The 22,810-nt window shown below is 68.6% G+C and carries 17 protein-coding genes, 2 tRNA genes and 2 pseudogenes; 6 read left to right on the forward strand and 15 right to left on the reverse strand.

Annotation, left to right across the window (positions count from 1 at the left end):
* Positions 1-8: 8 nt before the first annotated feature.
* Both QQK29_RS05040 and QQK29_RS05045 read right to left on the reverse strand, forming a co-directional pair.
* Positions 9-257: a hypothetical protein gene (locus QQK29_RS05040; protein WP_284298330.1), complete on the reverse strand. Its 249-nt coding sequence runs from the start codon at positions 255-257 to the stop codon at positions 9-11.
* Positions 254-2,011 carry a DUF2264 domain-containing protein gene (locus QQK29_RS05045; RefSeq protein WP_284298332.1) on the reverse strand — a complete coding sequence of 586 codons (1,758 nt, stop codon included), beginning with the start codon at positions 2,009-2,011 and terminating at the stop codon, positions 254-256. The genes QQK29_RS05040 and QQK29_RS05045 overlap by 4 nt, the downstream gene beginning before the upstream one ends.
* 114 nt (positions 2,012-2,125) lie before the next feature.
* On the opposite strand from QQK29_RS05045, the gene QQK29_RS05050 reads away from it, so the two are divergent.
* From QQK29_RS05050 to QQK29_RS05065, 4 genes are read left to right on the forward strand one after another with little or no spacing between them, the layout of a single operon-like run.
* A complete protein-coding gene (locus QQK29_RS05050; protein ID WP_284298334.1) occupies positions 2,126-4,078 on the forward strand; it encodes a heparinase II/III domain-containing protein in 1,953 nt (650 codons plus the stop codon).
* Positions 4,075-5,184, forward strand: a complete 1,110-nt coding sequence (locus tag QQK29_RS05055; protein ID WP_284298336.1) for a substrate-binding domain-containing protein — start codon at positions 4,075-4,077, stop codon at positions 5,182-5,184. The genes QQK29_RS05050 and QQK29_RS05055 overlap by 4 nt, the downstream gene beginning before the upstream one ends.
* Before the next feature lie 3 nt (positions 5,185-5,187).
* Entirely contained in the window at positions 5,188-6,147 is a 960-nt protein-coding gene (locus QQK29_RS05060) for an acyltransferase (protein ID WP_284298338.1), read from the forward strand.
* The gene (locus QQK29_RS05065; protein WP_284298340.1) at positions 6,132-6,803 is read left to right on the forward strand and encodes a hypothetical protein; all 672 of its coding nucleotides are present in this window, start codon (positions 6,132-6,134) and stop codon (positions 6,801-6,803) included. Before QQK29_RS05060 ends, QQK29_RS05065 begins: the two co-directional genes overlap by 16 nt.
* A gap of 41 nt (positions 6,804-6,844) precedes the next feature.
* On the opposite strand, the gene QQK29_RS05070 is transcribed toward QQK29_RS05065, so the two are convergent.
* The 3 genes from QQK29_RS05070 to QQK29_RS05080 form a co-directional block, all read right to left on the reverse strand.
* Positions 6,845-7,354 carry a MarR family winged helix-turn-helix transcriptional regulator gene (locus QQK29_RS05070; RefSeq protein ID WP_284298342.1) on the reverse strand — a complete coding sequence of 170 codons (510 nt, stop codon included), beginning with the start codon at positions 7,352-7,354 and terminating at the stop codon, positions 6,845-6,847.
* Entirely contained in the window at positions 7,351-9,042 is a 1,692-nt protein-coding gene (locus tag QQK29_RS05075; protein ID WP_284298344.1) for an MDR family MFS transporter, read from the reverse strand. The genes QQK29_RS05070 and QQK29_RS05075 overlap by 4 nt, the downstream gene beginning before the upstream one ends.
* A gap of 114 nt (positions 9,043-9,156) precedes the next feature.
* On the reverse strand, positions 9,157-9,645 hold the full coding sequence (locus QQK29_RS05080; RefSeq protein ID WP_284298346.1) for an Lrp/AsnC family transcriptional regulator: 489 nt from the start codon (positions 9,643-9,645) through the stop codon (positions 9,157-9,159).
* A 145-nt stretch (positions 9,646-9,790) separates the two neighbouring features.
* Here QQK29_RS05080 and QQK29_RS05085 point away from each other — a divergent pair, with 145 nt between their 5' ends.
* Positions 9,791-11,023 (forward strand): NAD(P)/FAD-dependent oxidoreductase, encoded by a 1,233-nt coding sequence (locus QQK29_RS05085; RefSeq protein ID WP_284298348.1) that lies wholly within the window; start codon positions 9,791-9,793, stop codon positions 11,021-11,023.
* Positions 11,024-11,160: 137 nt separating this feature from the next.
* On the opposite strand, the gene QQK29_RS05090 is transcribed toward QQK29_RS05085, so the two are convergent.
* The 3 genes from QQK29_RS05090 to QQK29_RS05100 form a co-directional block, all read right to left on the reverse strand.
* Positions 11,161-11,379, reverse strand: coding sequence for a hypothetical protein (locus QQK29_RS05090; RefSeq protein ID WP_284298350.1), 219 nt, complete (start codon positions 11,377-11,379; stop codon positions 11,161-11,163).
* Positions 11,376-11,627, reverse strand: a complete 252-nt coding sequence (locus QQK29_RS05095; RefSeq protein ID WP_284298352.1) for an addiction module protein — start codon at positions 11,625-11,627, stop codon at positions 11,376-11,378. Before QQK29_RS05095 ends, QQK29_RS05090 begins: the two co-directional genes overlap by 4 nt.
* 80 nt (positions 11,628-11,707) lie before the next feature.
* Positions 11,708-11,845 carry a hypothetical protein gene (locus tag QQK29_RS05100; protein WP_284298354.1) on the reverse strand — a complete coding sequence of 46 codons (138 nt, stop codon included), beginning with the start codon at positions 11,843-11,845 and terminating at the stop codon, positions 11,708-11,710.
* A 95-nt stretch (positions 11,846-11,940) separates the two neighbouring features.
* Between QQK29_RS05100 and QQK29_RS05105 the strand changes: the two are divergent.
* Positions 11,941-13,117, forward strand: a pseudogene (locus QQK29_RS05105) (IS3 family transposase).
* Between the two features lie 1,081 nt (positions 13,118-14,198).
* On the opposite strand, the gene QQK29_RS05110 reads toward QQK29_RS05105, so the two are convergent.
* From QQK29_RS05110 to QQK29_RS05140, 7 genes and pseudogenes are all read right to left on the reverse strand, one after another.
* Positions 14,199-14,513, reverse strand: coding sequence for a hypothetical protein (locus tag QQK29_RS05110; RefSeq protein WP_284298356.1), 315 nt, complete (start codon positions 14,511-14,513; stop codon positions 14,199-14,201).
* Positions 14,514-14,738: 225 nt separating this feature from the next.
* A pseudogene (locus QQK29_RS18480) lies at positions 14,739-14,861 on the reverse strand (hypothetical protein); the annotation flags it as partial.
* 1,708 nt (positions 14,862-16,569) lie between these two features.
* Positions 16,570-18,201: a PA14 domain-containing protein gene (locus tag QQK29_RS05120; RefSeq protein ID WP_284298360.1), complete on the reverse strand. Its 1,632-nt coding sequence runs from the start codon at positions 18,199-18,201 to the stop codon at positions 16,570-16,572.
* The gene (locus QQK29_RS05125; protein ID WP_284298363.1) at positions 18,198-21,083 is read right to left on the reverse strand and encodes a PA14 domain-containing protein; all 2,886 of its coding nucleotides are present in this window, start codon (positions 21,081-21,083) and stop codon (positions 18,198-18,200) included. The genes QQK29_RS05120 and QQK29_RS05125 overlap by 4 nt, the downstream gene beginning before the upstream one ends.
* A gap of 208 nt (positions 21,084-21,291) precedes the next feature.
* Positions 21,292-21,380 (reverse strand) — tRNA-Ser (locus QQK29_RS05130).
* A 50-nt stretch (positions 21,381-21,430) separates the two neighbouring features.
* The gene (locus QQK29_RS05135) at positions 21,431-22,678 is read right to left on the reverse strand and encodes an LCP family protein (RefSeq protein WP_284298365.1); all 1,248 of its coding nucleotides are present in this window, start codon (positions 22,676-22,678) and stop codon (positions 21,431-21,433) included.
* A gap of 36 nt (positions 22,679-22,714) precedes the next feature.
* A tRNA-Ser gene (locus QQK29_RS05140) sits at positions 22,715-22,799 on the reverse strand.
* Positions 22,800-22,810 lie beyond the last annotated feature (11 nt).

A 22,810-nucleotide genomic window follows, 5' to 3' on the forward strand; every position in this document is an offset into this window, starting at 1 on the left:
CCCGGGGTTCACCGATCCGCCGCCATGGCGGGGTCGGAGCTGAAGAGACGGGATGCGGTGCGCACCCCGTCGGGCCAGATGACGGTCGCGAGGCGGCCGTCGGCGGTCTCGTCGAGTGCGACGGATGCCGTGGGCACCTCCGCCGCGACGCCGCGCAGTTCCACGAGGGCGCCGATCCACGCGCCGACCCGTGCCGGGAAGGTGAGCGTCGGCACTGCGCTCGAAACGCCGAGCGGGCTCGCATCGCTGCGCGTCACGACGGCCGCCTCGGCGCTGCCGAGCAGCGGCACGAGGGTGGAGGTGAGCTCGCCACCACGGGCGCGTGCGGCGCCCCCTGAGCGGCATCGCCGTCGCGGTCGGTCTGGCCGGCCGACACCGCCCATCCGCCCACCCGCAGCTGCAGTTCGGACGCCTCGACGCCGGGCTCGAGCGAGGCGAGGCGGGCGAGCCGCACCTCCCACGGTCCGCGCACGAGCGAGTGCACCTCGAGGGTGCCGAGCGGCGTCGCGACACCGTCGAGGCCGGAGCCGTGGCGGCGGCCGATCGGGCCGGGTTCGAGCAGGTGGGTGCGGGCGAGTGAGCCCGCGACACCGACCGAGGCGCCCGCCGCATCCGGGGCTTCGTCGACGCGCACCCCGAGCAGCTCCATGCCCGCGCGGTGGCTTGCGCGACCGTCGGCGGTCACGAGCGCGACGGTCTGCTCGAGCGGTGTCGTCCATGCCTCCTCGTCGAGCAGCGGGCTCGTCGCGGTCGAGTAGCCGAGCTGGGTGTAGAGCGGGGAGTCGCCGGGGGCGGCGCCCGGCATCGCGTGGTCGGTGCCGTGGTTCACGACCCGCACGATGCCGTCGCCGGGCGTGCCCGACACGAGCCAACCCGGGGCGGCGATCGCGCGCAGCACCTCGCGCTGCGCGACCGGAAGCGGAACCTCCGGCGCCGCCCAGACGGGGTGGTCGGCCGGCAGGGCGACGCCGAGCAGCCCCTTGGAGGCCCAGTAGGGCGACGCCGGCCCCGAGTACGACTGTGCGAGCGGGCGCCACGGCCCGTGCCACCCGAGGCTCAGCAGCCCGTCATCACCGGGAACACCGTGATCCGCGAAGTGGCCGACGATCGCCCCTGCCGCGTGTCGCAGGAGGCCGAGCGGCACCGAGGGCACCTCGGCGAACGCACCGACCCAGAACGGGGCGGCCGCGGCGAAGCGGTAGATGAGGCTGCGGCCCTGCAGCAGCGGCGAGCCGTCGGCGCCGACGAGCTCGACGGCGTCCTGCAGGAAGCGGTCGAGGGCCGCAACGTCGCCCTCCGTGCGTCCGGCGGCCAGCTCGGCCGCTCCCATGCGCGACCAGAGCACGGGGTAGAGGTGCAGCGCCCAGCCGACGTAGTGGTCGTAGGCGCGCTCGTCGCCGTCGGCGAGCCAGCCGTCCGCGCGCACGAAGGAATCGTGCAGCGCCAGATCCGCCGCGATGTCGTCGGGCGACCAGGGGCCTCCCACCGAGCGCAGGAAGGTCTGCACGACGATGCGGAACCACAGCCAGTTGTTGCGCGGGTAGCTCGTGTCGCCCACGACGGGCGCGAAGTAGTCGATGACCCGTTGCCGGGTGAGGGCGTCGAGGCGGTCCCAGATCCAGGGACGCGTCTGATCGAGGATGAGCGCGAGCGAGGCTGCCTCGACCTTCGCCTGCGGGTGCTCGTCGAGGCGCACCCAGCGATCGGGCGCGGCAGGGTCGACCCCGGCCCGGATGCCCTCGGCGTAGAAGTCCGCGAGGTCGCCGAGGCCCTCGCCCCGCTCCCCCATCAGCCGGAAGCCGGCGAGCAGGAAGGTGCGGGCGAAGCCCTCGAGTCCGTCGACGGCGTTGCCGTACCCGCCCTCGGCACCGGACGGCGTGATGCGCGCGTGGTTCGGCGAGGCGTAGGCGCGTGCGCCCGCCAGCAGACGGTCGGCATAGCCTGTCCAGGAGGCGCGATCGGTGAGAACGGATGCGGACGTCGCGACGTGGCGACGGGGCTGCTCACGCATCCGGGTTCTCCCTTGAAGCTGGAACGGTCGCTTCGACCGCTTTCGGAGATTAGCAACCCATTTCGTTCATGACAAGAGCTTTACTGAATTGAAATGATCAGTTATGATCGTTTCGTGACCTTCCGCGGCCCGCTGACGACGGCGATCGAGTCCCGACTCGGGCTCCTCGTGCCGCTGACGGACGCGCGCCTCGCGCCCCTGCTCTCAGCTCCGGGCGCCGCGTTGCCGGTGCCGACGGCGAGCGATCGCGAGGCGTGGTCGAGGGTCGACGGAGCCACCCGCGAGGCCGTGCTCGAGAAGGTCGCCGCCGAGCGTGCGACGCCCTGGCCGATGCCGCTGGCCCACGATGCCGCGCGTTTCCATCGCGGGGGCGATGGTGACCGGGAGCGCTGGGAGAGCCCCGCGTTCGCGCGCCAGCACCGCCTGAGTCGCGCGGCGTTCGCGGCCACCGTCACGGCAGACGACGCCGACCTCGACGCGGTCGCCGACGGCGTGTGGCTGCTGTGCGAGCAGAGCTCCTGGTGCTGGCCGGCTCACGACGACACCTTCACCGTGCACGGGTCGGTGCTCGCGACCGTCGACGACCCCTATCTCGACCTCGGCGCCGGGGAGGTCGTCGCGCAGCTGGCCTGGATCGACCACCTGCTCGGCGCGCAGCTCGACGAGCGCTACCCCGGCATCCGCGCGCGGATCCGCCGGGAGGCTCGCCTCCGCGTGTTCGAGCCCTTCGTGCGTCGGCGCGACTGGCACTGGATCGGGCTCGACGGCGACGTGCACAACTGGAACCCGTGGATCCACGGCAACGTGCTGGCAGCCGCACTGCAACTGCTCGACGCGGATGCCGAGCGGGCTCGCGTGGTGCGGCTCGCGATCGAGGGGCTCGACCGCTACCTCGCTGTGCTGCCCGCCGACGGCGCCATCGACGAGGGGTACAGCTACTGGTGGAACGGCGCCTGCCGCGCGCTCGAAGCGCTCGACCTGCTCGCGGCAGCGACCGACGGCGCGGTCGAGGTGACGGCCGAGCTGCCCGCCCTGGTGGCGACCGTGGCGTTCCCGCATCGGATGCACCTCGGCGGCGCCTGGTACCTCAACCTCGCCGACGGTCAGGCCCGGCCGGACGGCGAGCAACCCTGGCACGCACTGCATCGTGCCGCCCGCGTCGTCGGCGACGACGCTGCCCGCGCGCACGCCGCCGCGCATCGCGTGCCGGGTGCGCCGGCTGTCGACGAGCGCCACGGCCTCGGACGGATGCTGCGCGGCGTCACGGACGCGGCGTGGGTGAGTGCCGCGCGCGAGCGGTCGCCGCTGCCCCGCGAGGTCTGGCTGCCCTCGGTCGAGGTGCTCCTCGCCCGCGAAGCCGCCGGCTCGGCAGCCGGTCTCACGGTGGCCGCCAAGGGCGGGCACAACGGCGAGCACCACAACCACGACGACGTCGGCTCGTTCGTCGTGGCCTCCGACGGGGTGCCCGTGATCGTCGATGCCGGTCGCCCGACCTACACCGCCGCGACCTTCGGCCCCGACCGCTCGAGCATCTGGACCATGCAGAGCAGCTGGCACAACACGCCCGAGGTGCGGGGCAGCCGACAGGGCACCGGAGCCGCGTTCCGCGCCCACGACACCACGGCATCCCTGGACGACGCCAGCGCACGATTCTCGACCGAGCTGGCCGCCGCCTACCCGGATGCCGCCCTCCGCCGCTGGAACCGCACCGTGACGCTCGAGCGGGGCACGCATCCGCGGGTCGTCGTCGACGACTCCTGGGCGTTCGCCGATGAAGGCGCCGAGCCGACGCAGCGACCGACCGCGTTGCACCTGCTCGTCGCGGGCGACGTGGAACTCGTCGGCGACGGCGCCCGGATCACGCCGCTCGACGGCGCGAGCACCGTGCGGGTGCGCTGGCCTGCCGAGCTCGAGGCCGCCACGACCGTGCGCGATCTCGACGACCCGATGCTCTCCACCGTGTGGGGTGCGCGGCTCACCCGAATCGAACTCGACGTGACACACCACCGCGCGGCCCGGGTCACGGTAGAACTGGACACGACGACACCTGAGGATCCCCACGCATGAGCGATCAGAACCCGCACGCGCCCCTGGCGCCCGCCCGCCGGGCCCACGTGCTCACCTCCCTCGCGCGCGACGGTGTCGTGCGTGTCTCGCAGCTCATCGACGAGCTCGGAGTCGCGCCAGTGACCCTGCGCCGCGACCTCGCGCAGATGGAGAAGGAGGGGCTGCTCGTGCGCGTGCACGGCGGTGCCGTGCCGCCCGAGGGCGGTGTGCCGGCCGCGAGCGCCGAGACCATCGCGCGGCCCGCCCACCAGGAGGCGATCGGCGTGCTCGTGCCGTCGCTCGGTTACTACTGGCCGAGTGTGGTGCGGGGCGCCGAGGAGGAGGCTCAGCGGCTCGGGTATCGCGTCGTCGTGCGGGGAGCGTCGTACGAACTGCAAGACGAGCGCCCCGTGCTCGACCGCCTCGTGCACGGCGAGGGGGTGCGCGGCCTCATCGTGGCGCCCAACACCGACATGCCGCACGCGCGCGAGGTGGTCGCCTGGCTCGCCGACTGCGGCGTGCCGAGCGTGCTCGCGGAACGCGACGCGACGCATCCGGATGGCACGCCCGTCGAGTCGGTCGCGAGTGACCACGCGTTCGGCGGCGTGCTCGCCGCACGACACCTCGCGGCTCTCGGGCATCAGCGCGTCGGCCTCGTGCTCTCGCGGCACTCGCCCACCTCGCGCAAGATCGCCGCCGGGTGGACGGCCGCCTGCGAGGAGCTCGGCCTGACGCCGTCGCAGCACTTCGAGTCGCTCATTCCCGACCGCAGCACGCCCGAGTTCTCCAGTGCGGTCAACGCCGCCCTCGACACGGCGATCGACAAGGGCATCACCGCGTTGCTCGTGCACCCCGACCACGAGGCGATGGCGTTCGTCGACCTCGCCCTCGGGCGCGGCATCTCGGTGCCGGGCGACCTGTCGATCATGGCGTACGACGACGAGGTCGCCCAGCTGTTCACGCCGCCGCTCACGGCCGTGAGTCCGCCCCGTCGCGCGGTCGGCGCCGCCGCCATCGACCTGCTCGTGCGCCGCATCGCCGATCCCGACCGTCCCGTGCACCGCGTGACGATCAACCCCACGCTCATCGCGCGCGAGTCGACCGCCGCGCCGCGGAAGGCCGACTGAGGCGTGATCGACCCGCGCGACTTCTCTCCGTGGGATTTCTGGGACGGTGCTTCCGAATCGGATGCCGCGGCGCAGCTCGCGCACCAGTCGGCGCTGCGGAAGACGCATCCGGGTTGGCGCCTCGGCGACCGCTGCTTTCTCTCCCCGCTCGCCTCGGTCGACCCGGAGGAGTTGGTGCTCGGGGATCGCAGCTACGTCGCCGCGGGTTCCTACCTCACCGGCGAGCTGAGCATCGGGCGCGACTGCAGCGTCAACGTCTACACGGTCGTGCGGGGCGATGTGCGGATCGGCGACGCCGTGCGGATCGGCGCGCACACCTCGATCCTCGGCTTCAACCACACGATGGACGACCCCGAGACCGAGGTGTTCCGGCAGCCCCTCACCTCACGCGGCATCCGCATCGGCGACGACGTGTGGATCGGATCGCACGTGGTCGTGCTCGATGGCGTGACGGTCGGTGACCGGGCTGTGCTCGCGGCAGGCGCCGTCGTGACGAAGGACGTGCCGGCGGGAGCCGTGGTGGGCGGCAACCCGGCACGCGTGCTCAAGTGGCGCGTGCCGCCCGTCGACCCGCTGGGCGCGCGGCTGCGTGTGTTCGGGGATGCGGTGCGTGCCTCGGCCCGGGCCGTACTCGACCGATCGTGGAACGCCGAGGCACGGCTCTTCACCGACCGCCCGGGGGTCGCCCCCACGGTGCGTGCGCAGTGCGACGCGATCGAACTCGCCGAGCTGCTGCTCGGCAGCGCTCCCCGCAACTGCCCGCCGAGGAGCAGCTCGCACGACTGCGTGGATGGCAGGATGCCACCACCGGTCTCGTCGCGCCGATCGATGCGCACGGGGCGCAACAGCATCCGCCCGATCCGGACGACCCCGACGTCGCCTACCACGTGCTGTGCGTCGGGCACGCGCTCGAACTGCTCGGCTCGGGGTTCGCGCACCCCGTGCGGATGGCCACCGAGATGACGCCCACCGCCGTCGTGGCATTCTGTGAGCGTCTTCCGTGGTCCGAGGAGGCCTGGACGGCGGGCCACTGGATCGACGCGCTCGGAACGGCGCTGCACGTGACGCGGCGGCGCGGCGACGTCGTGCCTGCCGGCGTCGAGGAGGCGCTCATCGGCTGGCTCGTCGCGCGCGCCGATCCGGGCACCGGGGTGTGGGGCGCGCCCCGTGAGGCCGACGGGATGCTGCAGCCGGTCAACGGGTTCTATCGCGCGAGCCGCGGCACCTTCGCCCAGTTCGGCCTGCCGGTGCCGTACCCCGAGCGGGTCATCGACACCGTGCTCGCCCACGCGCGCGACGCGCGCTTCTTCGCCCACGGACGGCGAGACGCCTGCAACGTGCTCGACGTCGCCCACCCACTGTGGCTCACGCGGGCGAGCCGTCATCGCGCTGCCGAGGTGGCACCCCTCGCGCGCGAACTGCTGGAGGTGGCACTCGACGCCTGGATCCCGGATGCGGGTGCCGCGTTCTCCGAGGGCGGCGAGCCGGGTCTGCAGGGCAGCGAGATGTGGCTCGCGATCGTCTGGTACCTCGCCGACCTCCTCGGTCTCGCCGAGGAGCTCGGCTACCGGCCGCGCGGCGTGCACCGGCCGGAGCCAGCGCGAACAGCAGCCGGCTGAGGCGCACCCGCGAAGCGGAGGCGGCTCGAAACCAGCGCCGCTCAGTCTTTGGGCGCCTGACCGCGCGCGAGTGCATGCAGCAGGCCGGTGAACTGCTCGATCGACTCGATCGGCCAGTCGGCCAGCACGTCATAGAGGCGCCCTTCGTAGGGCTGTCGCGCCCTGTCGAGCCGGCGCTGCCCCTCGTCGGTGACGGCGATGAGCTTGATGCGCCCGTCGTCGGGGTCGGCCGTGCGGGCCACGAGCCCGAGTTCCTCGAGCTCCGAGACGGCGCGACTCACCTGCCCCTTGTCGGCGGTCATGTGCTCGGCGATGCCCGAGACCGTGACCGAACCGGCACGCTGGATCACCGAGAGCACCTTGTAGGTGCCCGGCAGCATCCCGGGGCTCACCGCCTCGGCGAACTGCACGTACATGCGCCGCAGCTCGGTCATGAGCTCGCCGAACGCGGCCTCGAGGCCGCGCACGGCCTGCTGGCGGGCATCCTCCTGGCGGGCGTCCGTCGGCGCGGCGGATGCGGGCGCCGCGCCGACGGGGTCGGGGGTGGTCATCGACGGCTCGTTCCTGCCTGGTGATCGTCATCGGGCAGCGTGACGCTGCCGGTCGCGGTGAGCACGCTCATGCCCTCCGGCACCGAGACGGTCGCGAGGTCGGCCTCGGCGGCCTGCGCACGCTCGGTGGTCGTCATGCGGGTGAGCGGCTTGTTCGGCAGGAGCAGGATAGCGATGAGGCTGATCACGGCGAACGGCACGGCGATCAGGAAGGAGTGCGAGATGCCGTTCGCGTAGATGTCCTCCACGACGATCCGCAGCGCCTTCGGCATCTCCGACACCTTGGGCAGGGTGCCCGACTGCAGCAGCTCCGCCCACTTCGGCGCCTCGGAGCCGAGGCTCGCGATCGCGGCGGCGATGTCATCCTTGCGCTCCACGATGAGATCGGTCACGCGTGCCGCGAGCGCCGCCCCCATGACCGAGACGCCGATCGTGCCGCCGAGGCTGCGGAAGAAGGTGACGCCCGAGCTCGCGACGCCGATCTTGGTCGGCTCGGTGGTGTTCTGCACCACGAGCACGAGGTTCTGCATGGTCATGCCGACGCCCGCGCCGAGCAGCACCATGTAGAGCGACACGAGGGTGAAGTCGGTGTCGTAGTGGATCGTCGAGAGCAGGTAGGAGCCCGCGGTCAACAGCACGGCGCCGACTACGAGGTAGGGCTTCCAGCTTCCGAAGCGCGTGATGAGGGCACCGACCCCCACGGATGCGATGAGCAGCCCCGCGATCATCGGGATCGTCATAAGACCCGCCTCGGTCGGCGTGGCGCCCCGCGAGAGCTGCATGTACTGGCTGAGGAACACCGAGGCGCCGAACATCGCGATGCCGGTGGCGATCGAGGCGATCACCGAGAGCGTGAAGGTCGCGTTGCGGAACATCGACAGCGGGATGAGCGGCTCCTTGGAGCGCAGTTCCACGATCACGAACAGCACCGCGGCGAGCAGTGCCCCGCCGACCATGAGGGCGGTCGTCAGGCTCCACCACTCGAACGAGTCGCCCGCGAGCGACACCCAGATGAGCAGCAGCGACACCGCGGTCGAGAGCAGCACGATCCCGAGGTAGTCGATCGACACCTTGCGCTTCTCGCGGCCCGGCAGGTGCAGGGTCGACTGCACGATCACGAGCGCGACGATCGCCACGGGCAGGGCGACGTAGAAGTTCCAGCGCCAGCCCCATCCGTCGGTGATGACCCCGCCCAGCAGCGGACCGCCAACGGTCGAGACCGCCATCACGGCACCGAACAGACCCATGTAGCGACCGCGTTCGCGCGGGCTGATGATGTCGGCCATGATCACCTGGCTGAGCGCGGCGAGACCACCGGCGCCGATGCCCTGCACCGCGCGGAATGCGATGAGCGTCTCGGGGTTCTGCGAGAACCCGGCCGCGGCGGTGGCGAGGATGAAGATCACGATCGAGAGCTGGAACAGCAGCTTGCGATTGAAGAGGTCGGCGAGCTTGCCCCAGATGGGCGTCGAGATCGCGGTGGTGAGCAGCGTCGCGGTGATGACCCAGGTGAACGCCGTCTGGTCGCCCTGGAGGTCGTTGATGATGACCGGCAGCGAACTCGAGACGACGGTCGACGCGAGCATCGACACGAACATGCCGAGGATGAGGCCCGAGAGGGCCTCGAGCACGCGACGGTGCTCCTTCTTCTCGGCGGGTGCGTCGGGCGACGCGGGCGTTGACGACATGCGGATCCTTAAGGACGGAAGGTTTCGAGCGGATGCGCGGCGACGTTGGCGCTGGATGGTTGAGAGAAGTCAACCGTTGAGAGGGGTCAACGATACGCGCATGGTTGACAGATGTCAACGACCCAGAGTCGACTGTCGCCCGGGCGCGTGATCGAAGATGAGACTCGTGTTGGTGGCCGCCACCTCGGGCCGCAAGCTGATCGTGTCGGACACCAGTTCGCGCAGTTGCGCGGCGTCGCGAACGGCCACATGCACGAGGAAGTCGCGGTCGCCCGCGACGAAGTACACCCGCCGCGTGGCGGGCAGCTGCTCGAGGTAGGCCTGGAAGCGGCGCAGGTCGCCGCGGGCGTGCGCATGCAGGCGGATCGCGATGAGCGCCTCGAGCGCCAGGCCGAGCGAGCTCTGATCGATCTCGGCGTGGAAGCCCGTGATCACGCCTGCCTCGACGAGCGCCCGCACCCGCTTGTGGCACGTCGACTCGGAGACGCCGACGCGGCTCGCGAGCTCGCTGTTCGACACGCGTCCGTCGCGCTCGAGCTCGTGCAGGATGGCGCGGTCGGTGGCGTCGAGCCGGCGGCCGCCGGAGGAATCCTGCGCGGGCATCTGCGCCTTTCGATCGGATGAGGCGATTCTTTCGTGATTCGTGGTCTGAAGCAAGAATCTTCGAGCTGTGCGCGCCTCACCCGCGGATTTCGGATACTGGCTGTGAGGGCGCCGAGCACGGCACCCCGACAGGGTCGTCGGAAGGATGCGCGACGTGGCGCGATCGATCGTCGTCGGTGCGGGAATGGTGGGCCTCGCGACGGCGTGGCACCTGCAGGAGCAGGGCGTCGAGGTCACAGTCGTCGACCGCACGGGCGTCGCCGCCGGATCCTCGTGGGGCAACGCGGGCTGGCTGACGCCGGGCAAGGCGATTCCGCTCGCCGACCCGAGCCTCTGGACCTACGGGCCGCGCGCGCTCATCGATCCGGATGCCGCACTGCACGTGCCGTTCCGCGTCGACGCGGCGCTGTGGAGCTTCCTGGCCCGCTTCGCCGCCCACGGCACGCACCGCGCGTGGGATCGCACGATGGCCGCGCTCACGCCCATCGACCGCATGGCGCTCGAGTGCTTCGACGAGCTCGGCGCGGGCGGCGTCGACGCCTGGACGCGCGAGGGCCCCTTCGTGATCGGCTTCGCGGAGGAGGCGCACTCGCCCGGCTTCCTGCGCGAAGTCGAGGGCGTCATCCGGCACGGACAGGACGTGCCGTTCGAGCGTCTCGACGACCCCCGCGAGCTCGCACCGCAATTGTCGGATGCCGTCAAGGTCGCCTATCGACTCGACGGGCAGCGCTTCCTCGAACCCGCCCCCTACGTCGAGGCGCTCGCCGCATCCGTGGTCGCCCGCGGGGGTGAGCTGCGCACGGGCGTCGCCGTCACGGCCGTCTCCGGCGGCACGCAGCCGAGCGTCACCCTCGCCGACGGCGAGCGGCTGGAGGCCGACTCGGTCGTGCTCGCGACGGGCGCGTGGCTCCCCCAGCTCGCCCGCGCGCTCGGCGTGCGCACCCGCGTGCAGGCCGGGCGCGGGTACTCCTTCACGGTCGCGACCGAGCAGCCGGCAGTGCACCCGGTGTACCTGCCGTTCCAGCGGATCGCGTGCACCCCGTATCAGGGCCGCTTCCGCATCGCGGGCACGATGGAGTTCCGCCGCCCCGACGAGCCGCCGCAGGCGCGCCGCATCCAGGCGATCATCAACCAGGCCCGGCGACTGTTCACCGGCGTCGACCTCGAGCACCGTGAAGACGAGTGGGTGGGCTCACGCCCCGTCACTCCCGACGGCCTGCCCCTGGTCGGCGCCACCCGCGCGCCCGGCGTCTACGTCGCGGGCGGCCACGGCATGTGGGGCATCGTGCTGGGCCCCGCCACCGGCAAGCTGCTCGCCCAGCGCATCGTCACCGGCGAGACCCACCCGGCGATCGCGCCGTTCGACCCGCTGCGGTGACGCCGCAGGACGACCAGCCCTGAGGACTCCGACGACGATCAGCGGTCGACTCGATGCTTCCAGTAGCCGGGGCGGCGGCTCTGATGCGCAAACGCCACAATCAATAAGTCATCATCCCGGACGAAGTAGACGACGCGTTAGGGAAACACACCGATCTTGCGGCTTCGGACGACCGGGAGACGATCCCAGCCCGGAAACTTGGGCCAAGCGTCGGGACTCCACTCGATGTCATCAACCGCCTTGGCGACCTCGATGTCGAACTCGTCGCCGAGACCGGCCTCGGTTATCGCATAGGAGCGGACGGCATCCAGGAACTCGGCCTCCGCCTGCGGATGGACGCGGTGACGGAGGGTCACTTACGCAGATCGTCCAAGAGTGCGCGCGCCTTCTCACGCGTTTGCTCGAAGGTGCTCAACTCGACTCGGCTGTGCAGGATGTCGTCGACACGAGAACCAATCTCGTCACGCCAAACATCGTCGATCTCCGACTGCGACGCGTCGTCCGCGGGGTGCAGGCTGGCGAGGAGGCGGTGCGCGACCAGGGTGCGCTCGTCCAGGTCGAGCGCGAGACCCGCCTGATACACCTCGTCAGCCTTGAGTGCCATGTATCGAGTGTACGGCGGCACGCTGACACCGGCCAGGACCGGGGCGCCACGACCGAGCATACGTGTCGTCGCCGGACGGCTCAGGCCTTCCTGCGCCGACGGCGCTCGAGCAGCAGGATCACGCCACCCATGAGCACCGCGGCCTCGAACGCCGCGAGCCACGCCACGGGCGAGCTCGTTCCCGTCAGGGCGAGACCCAACGCCGGGTCCACGGTCACGACAGCGGTCGAGGCTACTGCGGTGACGGGTCTGGTGCAGGAGCTGGTGACACCTAGCGTTTAGGGCTGTGGCCCTGAGCGGGAAGGATGTCATCATGCCCGGACCGTATCCCCAGGAGTTTCGCGAGGACGTTGTCGCGGTTGCTCGTGGTCGTGAGAGCGGGGTGACGTTGGCGCAGATCGCGAAGGATTTCGGGATCGCTGAAGCGACGCTGACGAACTGGCTCAGACAGGCCGATGTCGAGGAGGGTCGCCGCCCCGGTCAGACCAGAGATGAGGCCGCCGAGTTGCGGGAGCTGCGGCGCCGTAACCGGCTTCTGGAGCAGGAGAACGAGGTGCTCAGGAAGGCAGCGGCGTATCTGTCGCAGGCGAACCTGAAGCTGGGCGGCTCCCCAAAATGATCTACCCGCTCGTGGACGAGCTGGCCGACGCCGGGATTCCGGTGAAGGTGACGTGCCGGGTTCTCAACATCGCTCGGCAACCGTTCTATCGGTGGAAGCAGTCCCCTTGAGCGACGCAGTGTGGGTGCAGGCCCATCGGCTGAACGCGCTCATCGACGCCCACCGGGAAGATCCCGAGTTCGGCTATCGGTTCCTGGCGAATGAGGCCCGCAAGGCTGGCTGGAGGATGTCGCGCCGGACCGCGTGGAAGCTCTGCGCGACGGCCGGGATCACCTCGGCCGCGCAGCGCCGTCGACGGTCGAAGACCAAGAAGCAGGGACCGCCCGTGTTCGACGACTTCGTGCAGCGCGTGTTCGCCGCGGACGCCCCGAACCGGCTCTGGCTCACCGACATCACCGAGCACTGGACAGGCGAGGGCAAGCTTTACTGCTGCGCGATGAAAGACGTCTACTCGAACCGGATCGTCGGCTACTCGATCTCGGACCGGATGACCGCGAAGCTCGCCGTCGACGCACTCGAGAACGCCGTCGCGAGACGCGGTGACGTCGCCGGTTGCATCGTCCACGCGGACAGAGGCAGCCAGTTCCGCTCCCGGCGCATGGCGTCAGCGCTGAACCGTCACGGCATGGTCGGCTCGATGGGCCGCGTCGCCTCTGCGGGCGACAACGCCGCGATGGAATCGTTCTGGTCGCTACTGCAGAAGAACGTCCTCCACCGACGCGCCTGGGCCACCCGCCAGGAGCTGCGTCTGGCAATCGTGGTCTGGATCGAGCGAAAGTACCACCGGCAGCGCCCCCAGGACGCGCTCGGCGGATTGACGCCGATCGAGTTCGAAGCCAAACTAGCCCGGCCGCGATCCCTCGCGGCCTAACCAGAAACTGTCACCAGTTCCTGCACCAGACCCTAGCCCCAAAATCTCTCGAGTGGGTCGGCCGTACGTCTGGTTGGATGAGATGCCGTAGCTTCCTCTTGAAGCAGCGCTACGTTATCCCGCCATTCCGTTCTGAATCCACAGCGAGCCACTTTCCGCCGTGGTCCGTGTGGCAGACGAGCGCCAAGACTTCGTCCCATAGCGCCCAGCGATTGCTGCTGCCGGGCGACTCGCCGCCACCGGTGCGACGACTCCCGCGCCTGGAGCGAGGCCCTTTGCTGCAGTCACTATCCGGGCAACCCCGGCACCTACGCCACCGGCACCCCCGAAGAACGCGCCGGCAACGGCGCCAGTGATCACCGACCCCTCCGCGAGCATGGTCTTCAGGTGCTGGTCTGCAGCGTCGAGGGTCTGCCCGGCGAAGGCGGTGGTGTTGCCGTGGGCGTCATACCCGAGCTCGGATGGGGATTCACTTCGATGGCTGGCGTGTAGGAACCTCCATCCTGAGAGACCTCGACCCTACCCGCCAACGACGCGCTTAACCCCGGCTACACCCTCAATCGCCATGAGCCCAATTAGGGAGAGTTTCCTCGGGCATCCTCAACGCTCGCTGCCAGAACTCCTTCGTTGTTCTCGCTCGCGCTTGCCGGTGACGAATCCCCAGAGCCTGGCAACTCCGAACGCGACCGCAGTTGCGATCGCGCCGTAGAAGAAACCGATCGGAAAAGCGATTACTCCGACGAGGGCCGATGCCACTAGCTGACCGGCACTCGCTCCGAGAAACAATGAAACCCACGCGCGTGACAACGCCGCGACCGCGTAGGCCAGTTCACCGAATGGGAACAAGCAGACAAAGAACGGATCCGAATACACGGATCCGGATTCGCGAGGGGAGCGTGGCCGATGTTCCAGCCGACAACGACCGCGAAGCAAGTTGCCCAAATGAGGCTCGCCACAATCGCCACGACAACCAACCGCGGGACGGGCGAACGGGCACGGCCAGGACGCTGAACCGGGGCATCCGTGAAACCCAACTGGACGATCTTCTGCCGCAGTGCCTCAGCTTCGCTGGATGAGTCATTCACAGAATCTGCCCCTCCACGTTCCGAGCAAAGGCGTACCACAAGGACCTGGCAACGATCTCGTAATTATCTTGCCCCAGCCCACCCGGAGGCTGTGCAGCTGAGATGCCGACCACGTCAAGATATGCGACATTCTCTTCCACGACGAAGTTGAACCCAATGACGCCCGGATAGTCAGGATGATCGGACTCGGCCCTGAATGAAAAGCCCGTCTTGGTGCGCTCGAACACTGTGACGTGACCAGTGACCCCATCCAGCCCATACATCCCAAGCACCGTGAGGTTCAGCTTTTGCCCTACCTTGCCGAGTCGCACCTTGGAGTTCCTGCCATCTGCAGCGGTCAGGGGCGGGAAAACCTTTCCGAAATTGGCAGCGACCCTTTTCATTACTTGTGAAGCGCGGAGCGAGGTAGGACCGATCTTGAAGCGATGGGCGTACCCCCATCCGGTCGAACATTGGGCAAGGGAGTAGCAACCCTTCTGCCCAGACAGGTCAAGCCCGTTGATGGGGTCGGCTGGGTAGTCGTATGCGTTGGTGACGCCGCCTTCGATGGGGTCGGTTTCGAGGAACCTGCCGAGGGCGGGGACGTATTGGCGGGCACCCATCTCGATGGTGGCGGTGTCGCCGTAGTGCTCGTACGGGCGGGACGCGCCCCCAGCCATCCGTAGTCGATCGACCCGGGGGTGGTGTCGTGGACCCGGTCGTCGGTGGTGGTCGTGCCGACTACCCAGGTGGAAGGGTCGATGGGTTGCCCGAACGGGTCGAACAGCTGGATCGGGGTGGCCGTGTAAGCGCGGATCAGGTCCCCGTGGATGTTCGGGTAATACCAGGCCTGGTTCCCGGACGCATCCACGGTGACCACGGCACCGCCGGGGAGGTTCATAGTCCGCTGCACCCGCGCATTCGTGGTGGCGTTGAGCACACCCCAGGCGGAGTCGCCGCCGCCAGTGTAGGTGTACCGGTAGTTCTCCGCACCCGATGCACCGGAGGTGGTGCGTTGCACGATCCGCCCCGTCACATCCCGCAGGTAGGTGATCACCGACCCATCCGCGAGCGTCGTCCTCAGATGCTGATCCGCGGCGTCATACCCGAGGGTCTGCCCGGCGAACGCGGTGGTGTTCCCGTGCGCGTCATACCCCAGCTCGGATGCGGCCAGCCCATCCACGACCGCGTTCGCACCCGACGGGGCGTTCGTCGTCACCGACGACACAATCCGGTCCGCGTTGTCGTAGCAATACGTGGTCGTGGTGGGGGTACCGCCGGCCTTGCTGTCCGACATCGTCGTGCGGTTATTGTTCAACGCCGGATTCGTCGTGCCGCACGCCGCAACCGCACCGTACCCGTATTCCCAATCGTGGCGAGGTATCGCCACCCCCGCCTCGGTGAGGGTCGCATCCGTCAACCGCCCCGCACCGTCAAAGGCGTAGAGGGTGCTGTAGGTGTTGGTGCCATAGGACATGGTGTCTTTCATCACCCGACCCGCCTGCGACCGGATCACCGTGTCGGTCAGGTTCTGCCCGGTCGAGAAATCCCACGACAGCGACGTCACCGCCCCCGACCCATTCCGGGTCAGACTCGTCAAACTCGACCCGTTCCCCGCGTTCCCGGTACCGGACGGATAGCTGACGGAGGTGACCTCGGCGCCGGTGTAAGTGATGTTCGCGATCGGCTTGCCGGCATCCTGCACCTGCGTCACCCGACCGTCGTCGTCGTAGGCGAACTGCTGCGCCTTCGCCGCCATTCCCTGTGTCGTCACCGACACCTGAGCGACCGTGCCACGCGGGTCGTTGTAGGTCGTGGTGGTGACTGTGCCCCACACATCCGTGTACGACACCACCCGGCCGAGCAGGTCGATCTGGGTGGTGATGTCGCCCAGCAGGTCCACCCCGGGCGAGGATTCCCGGTTGTCGCCCACCGAGGAGATCAGCGGATTGCCCGACGGCAAACCGGTGCTGGTGAACTTCGTGGTGGTCGTGTACCCGGTGGTGTCGACCCCGTATGCCGACTGCACGGACTGGTAGGCACGGCCCCGCGCGTCGTAGCTGACGCACGACCATGTCGTGTCGCCCGAGCGTTTCGTGCCGACCGTGCGACCGAACAGGTCGTACACGTACTGCGTGGTGACAGCCGACCCGGACGCCGGCGTTGGGGTGGTCGTCGACTTCAGGAATCCGTTCTGCGGGGTCGTCGCGGGCAGCCCGCAGATCACCGACCCGAGCTGCTCAGTCGCACCCCAATACACCGATTTCGTGGCCGCCGGTTCTGTGCTTGTCGGCGCCAGACCCGCCGCGACCTGCGCGGGCATGATCTTCGCCAACCGCCGCAGATACCCGGTCCCATAGGTCTCGTAGCTGGTCTGGGTGCGCAGGTTCAGTCCGGCCGGGTCGAGCGAGGTCTCCGTCGCCTGCCCCAACCAGGGGCTCGCGTAGGTGGTCGCGGTGACGATGTCGGGCACCTGGGAGTCGGTGACCCCCGATGCGCCAGCTGGGGCTGCGTCATCCACCGTGGTGCGGGTGACCAGACCGTAGTCGGGGTGTAATTCGCACCCGGCACCACCGTGAACGCGGTGTCGCCGGGCTTCTTCCACTTCACCGACAGCGACGCGTTGCCCGTCGTGTCGGAATACTGCACCCGAATCCGGTGGCGTTCGTTCGCGACCGCCGTGGTGAAGGGGACGTTCACCGACGCTACCGAGGTGTCGATCCGGTACACCGGCACATCATCGATCGACACCGTCGCGGCTTGGTCCGCCGCCACCTGGAAGCTGTAAGCCCCGGCCGCACCGAACTGCAGATAGCCGGTGCCGATGCTCGAGAAGTTGTCCACCCCGACACCCGTGCCCGCAGGTGCGGCAGCAGCCCAGTTCGAGTCGATCGCGCCGCCGGTCGAACCCGGGTAGCCGAGGGTGTATCCGACGGGCTTGCCCACGAAGCCGGCGGATGCGAACCATGTCACGTTCAACCCCGCGAAGCTCACCCCCGCAGAGCTCGTGTCGTACTGGGTGGTCGTGTGCGGCACCGTGAACCCGCAGGAAGTGTCCGGCAGCCTGGTCGCGAGGAAGCAGCCAGTGGGCGCCGGACCGTAGCTGTCGGTCGCACGGTCGGTGTACGGGTCGTAGATCGTGGTCGACATCCGCCCCGACGCATCCGTCGACGACAACAACTGATCCTTCGCCGACCAGGTCTGCGACGCCACCAACCCCGTCGCGCTGCGCGCGGTCAGTTGCCGGTACGCCGAATCGAAAGTCACCGTCGCGGCATGCCCGTTCGCCGGCGCGGTCGATGACGGCGTCAGCCCCGCCACATCGACAAAGCTCATGCCCTGACCGTCGCTGAGGTCGGTGTCGGCGTAGGTGTAGCTCTTCGACGGCCGCTGCGACGGAGTGCCCCCATCCGGTGCCGGCAACGTCACCGACGTCGCCTTGCCGTTCGTGTACCCGATCTGCACGAGCTGGTTGTCTGACAGCGCCGCACCCGTGTACGCGAGCCAGTCGTTCACCAGCGACGTGCGCAAGCCCGTAAGCAGACCATTGGAGTTGTACAGGAAGTCGGTGACCTCCCCACCCGGATCTACGACCCGCGCCAACTGCCCGTTCAGATACAGCAGCTGCGTGGTGTCGGCCGTGCCCGCGACGTGCCCCGGATACACGATCCGGCACAGCATCCCCGTCGGCGGGGCGTCATACCCGGATGGCACCGGGCAGGCACTGCTCGTGCCGTCGGAATCCGACGCCGACAACCCCAGGCCAGCCCGCGAATACAGGTCACCGCCGTAGGCAAACGTCACCTTCCGCGAATAGGACGGCGTCGGCGCACCATCGCTCGAGAGCACATCCGCGATCCAATCCACCAACCCCGTGCCCTGCCGATACGACGGCACCGGCGCCGCCGGCTTCGCCGCATCCGTCGGCGACACCACCGAGGCGACCTTGCCATTCGCATTGAACAGGTACGTGGTGCCCGTCTCATCGATATAGGTGACCTTGCCGGATGCGACGGTCACCGTGCCGTACTCCCCGGAGGCGCCATGTAAGTGCCCTTGTCGTTCTTCGTGTAGGTGGTCACCGACCCGCTCACATCGGTGAACGTCACCGCATTCTCGGTCACCTGCACGTTCGCGAACGCACCCGCCGCACCCGCGAGAGGCGTGGATGCACCCCAACCCGCGGGCAACGACTCCACGACCCGCATGTACTGCTCGGCGGTGATTGCGGTGTAGGCACCAGACCCCAGCTTCGAGTACAGCGAGAGCGAAGACTTCCCGTCGACTCCCTGGTAGTACTCCACCGAGATCCGCACGGGAGTCGCCGGGACGGTCACGGTGAGCTCCCCGGGTTGCACGTAGAGGGCTGTCTCGGAGTTGCCTTCCACCCACTGGTTGACGACCTGGGTCCAGGTGCCCGGCGTGCCCTCGATGTTCACCCTCACACCGCCGCCACGCTTCACCCCGAACGCGTAGGTCCCGGCAGGCAGGGTGATGTATCCGTCCCAGCGGACCAGGTACTTGCCTGTCGGCACACCCGGCCCGGGTTCTCCGGTGTCCCAGTTGACGTCGATCGCCGAGTCGACGCGTTGCAGCACCGGTAGCTTTCCTGTGAAGTCGTACACGGGGTCGCCACCGCCGAGCGGGGTGGCGTCGTAGTAGCGCGCCAAGAGACCGGTCGGCTTCGCCAGGAGCGAGTTGTAGGAGAAGGTCTGCCCGATCGCACCGCCGAGCGTCGAGATCGTGGGCGAGGAGAAACCTAGAGAAACGTTCCCGTTGGCGAGGTTGACAGACACCGGCCCCGCAGAATCCACGGGCGACGGACCCGACGCGCCAATGCGCTGGTCGATCCGGAGCTTGTTCTTCCAGGTGGAGTCCCACTTGTCGATCCCGTCATCGGTCACGACACGCCAGGTGTAGGCCGCACCATCCAGGAGCACCCCCGCGGGCACCGTCCAGGTGAGGCTGCTCGACCACGGGGACGAGATCACTGTTCCGGTGACGCCGTCGGCGCCGGTCGTGATGCGGAACTGGTAGAGAGTTCCGGGCTCTGCGGCCGGGTTCGCGGTCGCCGACAGTGTCGGCGTCGGGGTCACCACCACCGAGCCGTCGGCCGGCGTCGCCGTCGGCTGGAGGGGCGGCGCGGATGGTGATTGGGTGGTGAAGGTCCAGAGCCCGCTCTGTCTCACCGGTTGAATCCCGTACCGATTCCAGTAGCCGTCTCGAACCTTCACCCGCCACCAGTACTGGGTGACCGGGTTGAGCTGATTCTGCGGAATCTGCACCGCAGCTCCCACCCAACCCGATTCCCACACGGGTGTGCCCGTGCCGGCCGAGTTCGCATACACGGTGAAGAAGTAGCCGAGCGAGTCGCCGTTCGGATCAGTGCCCGCCGCCTTGAAGATGGGGCGCTGAGGCGCAGCGGTTGTTCCGCTGGCGGGCAGTTGCTGCGTCGGAGTGCTGGGCAGGTCGTTGTAGTAGAGCACGAGTGTCGTGTAAAGGAACTTGTAGGTGTAGGCGGCGGACTCGTTCCCAGTGATCTCGAGATAGGCTCCGCCACTGCCAGCGTTCACGAACTCCGCGAACTTGGACGGCAGGGCTTGGTCGTCGGTGTAGGTCGTCCCGGTACTGACGGCATAGTCTGCGAGCCACGGTCCAGTACAGGAATAGCCGATGCAGCTCGCGTGGTAGACGTTCCCGCCCGTGGTGTTCGTGGTGCCGTCGTTGCCGTAGCCGAGAGCCAAGTAGCCATCGATCACCTGGCGCGACCCAGTGATGATCGAGGTGTAGTCGTAATAGAGAACGGTCCGCCAGATCGTGTTCGCACCGCCGATGCGCGAGTTGCCTACCAGAACACCGTCGCTGCGGGTGGCGCCGTTGGAGTTGTAGGCGTGGAAGTTCTGGCCACCCGGGGTGATGTAGGGATCGACCGTGACCGGGTAGACGCGGCCCTTAGCGGTCAGCCATCCGAAGTCAGGACGCAGGACCAACACGACGCCGTCTATCGCCTTCTCGATCGTGGTGCTCACGTTCGCGTAGGCGTCACCTTGCTTGCCATCGACTCCGGAAGAATCCCACATGACCGGCGCGGGGATCGTCACCTGCACGACGCCGTGCTCGTCGGCCAGCTCGACGTCGCCGAACTTGTTCAGGGTCGCCGTCAGCCCCGGTGCGGTCACCTGCCACCGATACTCCGGCGCAGCGGCCGGCACCTGAGTCAGCTCGAGCTTCTCGGTGATCGTCGCTCCGTCCACCTCGAACGTAACGTCGGTGCCAGGGAGCGCGTCCGCGTACTCCACGCGGTTCGAGGCGTCACCTTCCACGGCGGAACGCTTCGAGCTCGACGCACCCTCGAGCGACATCGACACGGTGTAGCCGTTGCGGGATACCGTGAGCAACTTCGACGCGGCATCCTTGCCGAACAGCGGCGCCAACGGGTGCAGCTTCGCCTGAGCCGAGCCGTCAGCCGAAGCGGTGACGGTCTCCGACAGCGGCACCCAATGGCCCTTGTCGTCCTTCACGTTCTTCGGCGCGAGCGACATTTCAGCGAACTTCTGCCCGGACGCGTCGACATAGAGATCGGCGTACTCCTCCCGGCCCGTCAGACGTGCCGTGTCGCGATCGACCTTGAGCGGGTCATCCGAACCAACGATCGCGGTCGCTGTCTTCGCGGCCGAGTTGTCCAGTGGTGCGTCGCTGGCCGGCGGGTCCTCGATCGAGCCCGGCGTGAACACATCTGGCGACTCCAGCGGCGGGATATCCATCGCCGAAAGACCTGTGTTTGGCTCCTGCGGGACGGGAACCTGCGGATCCGGGATAGCTTCAGCCGGCGTCACTGACACCACCATCACCGCGACGACAAGCGCCCCTACCACTGCAAGCGAACGACCCGAGAACTGCATGGCACACCCCATCGACGAAGGAAGTGGCCCCAGAATCAGTTCGGGTCAGAAGGTGAGTCCGGTCAGAGGGTAGTGGGAGAGGAACCCTCGAGAACACCCTGTGCTACACCCCACTTCGGGGGTGATGACCTTTGCGGACTCGCGCGCGCAGGGAGTCCTTCGGCAGCCGGCTAGACGCCCGGCGCACAGGCGCAACGACGATAGAGAGCGGAGACGGCGGGATTTGAACCCGCGGTCCCCTTGCGGGGACTCCACCTTAGCAGGGTGGTGCACTCGACCGGACTATGCGACGTCTCCCGGTACTGCCTGAACATCATACCCACACGCCGTGGGCCGCCCGGACCGCCTCAGTTGCCGATGGTGCAGGTCTGATCGGCGGCCGACTGGCCGCGGACTCCCGAGATCACGACCTTCTCCGGAAGGGGTTCCGTCGACGGAGCGTTGGGGTCGGGGGTGGCGTCGTCGGGCGTCGTCGGCGGGGTGGCGTTCGGGTCTGCGGTCGAGCCGCGGCCGTCGCCGGCCTCGTCGACGCCGATCGGCTGGTCGGCCAGGATGGCGGCGAACAGTTGGTCGGCCAGACCCTTCTTGGGCTGCACCTTGCCTGCGTAGATGCCGGTACCCCCGGTAGCTCCCGGGTATTGCACGAAGGTGATGCGGTCCATCGGGATCTTGTTGAGCGCCTTGGCCATGGCGATGATCGTGGCGGGCTGGGTGAGCTCCGTCGAGAGCGTCATGTTCTCGGCAGCCGCCTTCGTGAGGCTGATGAGCTTGCCCACGTTGGTGAGGGTGTCCTCCGACTTGAGCTTGCGGAGCAGCGACGACAGGAACACCTGCTGCGAGCTGATGCGCGTGAGGTCGGAGCCATCGCCGACACCATGGCGCGATCGCAGGAACTGCAGCGCCTGCCAGCCCTCGAGGTGGTGGGTGCCTGCCTCGAGGTCGAGACCGACCCACTTGTCGTGGATGGGGGTCGTCGTGCAGACGTCGACGCCACCGACAGCGGTCGCCATGGCGGCGACACCGTCGAAGCCGATCATGCCCGCATAGTGCACGTCGAGGCCGGTGAGGTTCTGGACAACCGTCACGGCGCAGGGCAGGCCGCCGTAGTAGAGCGCCTCGTTGATCGGCCGGCCGGACATCGGCGAGGTCGCCTTGCCGGTGTCGGGATCGACGCACGAGGGGAACGGCACCACGAGGTCGCGGGGGATGCTGACCGCGACCGCGTTGGTCTGGTCAGCCGACACGTGGATGAGGATGTTCACGTCGTTGAGCACGGTGTCGCGGTCGGAGTAGGCGTCCGACCCGACGACGAGCATGTTGAAGCCACCCTCATAGGCGCCGATCTCGGGGATCGGCGCCTCCTCGCCCTCGTTGATGTCGACCGAGTTGGCGGTGAGCTGGCTCGACAGCTGGTACGCCGCGATCCCCGCGACCGACCCCGTCGCGACGAGCACCACGGCGAGCGCGCTGCCGAAGAGGGCGAGCACCGTCTTCCACGCACGTGACCGCGGCAGGCGACCGTGTCGGGCGATGCCCGTCGGCTTCGGGGCGCGGGCGCGCTGCGAACGATCGCGCTTGAGCTCCTGCTCGGACACGGGACACCTTCTCTCGGGTTTCGGCGACGGACTGAGCGGAGGGCGTGGGATTCGAACCCACGAGACATCACTGCCCACCGGTTTTCAAGACCGGCTCCATCGGCCACTCGGACAGCCCTCCTGACCGAATAC

It is taken from the genome of Homoserinibacter gongjuensis, assembly GCF_030161875.1.
GTDB classification, from domain to species: Bacteria; Actinomycetota; Actinomycetes; order Actinomycetales; family Microbacteriaceae; genus Homoserinibacter; species Homoserinibacter gongjuensis.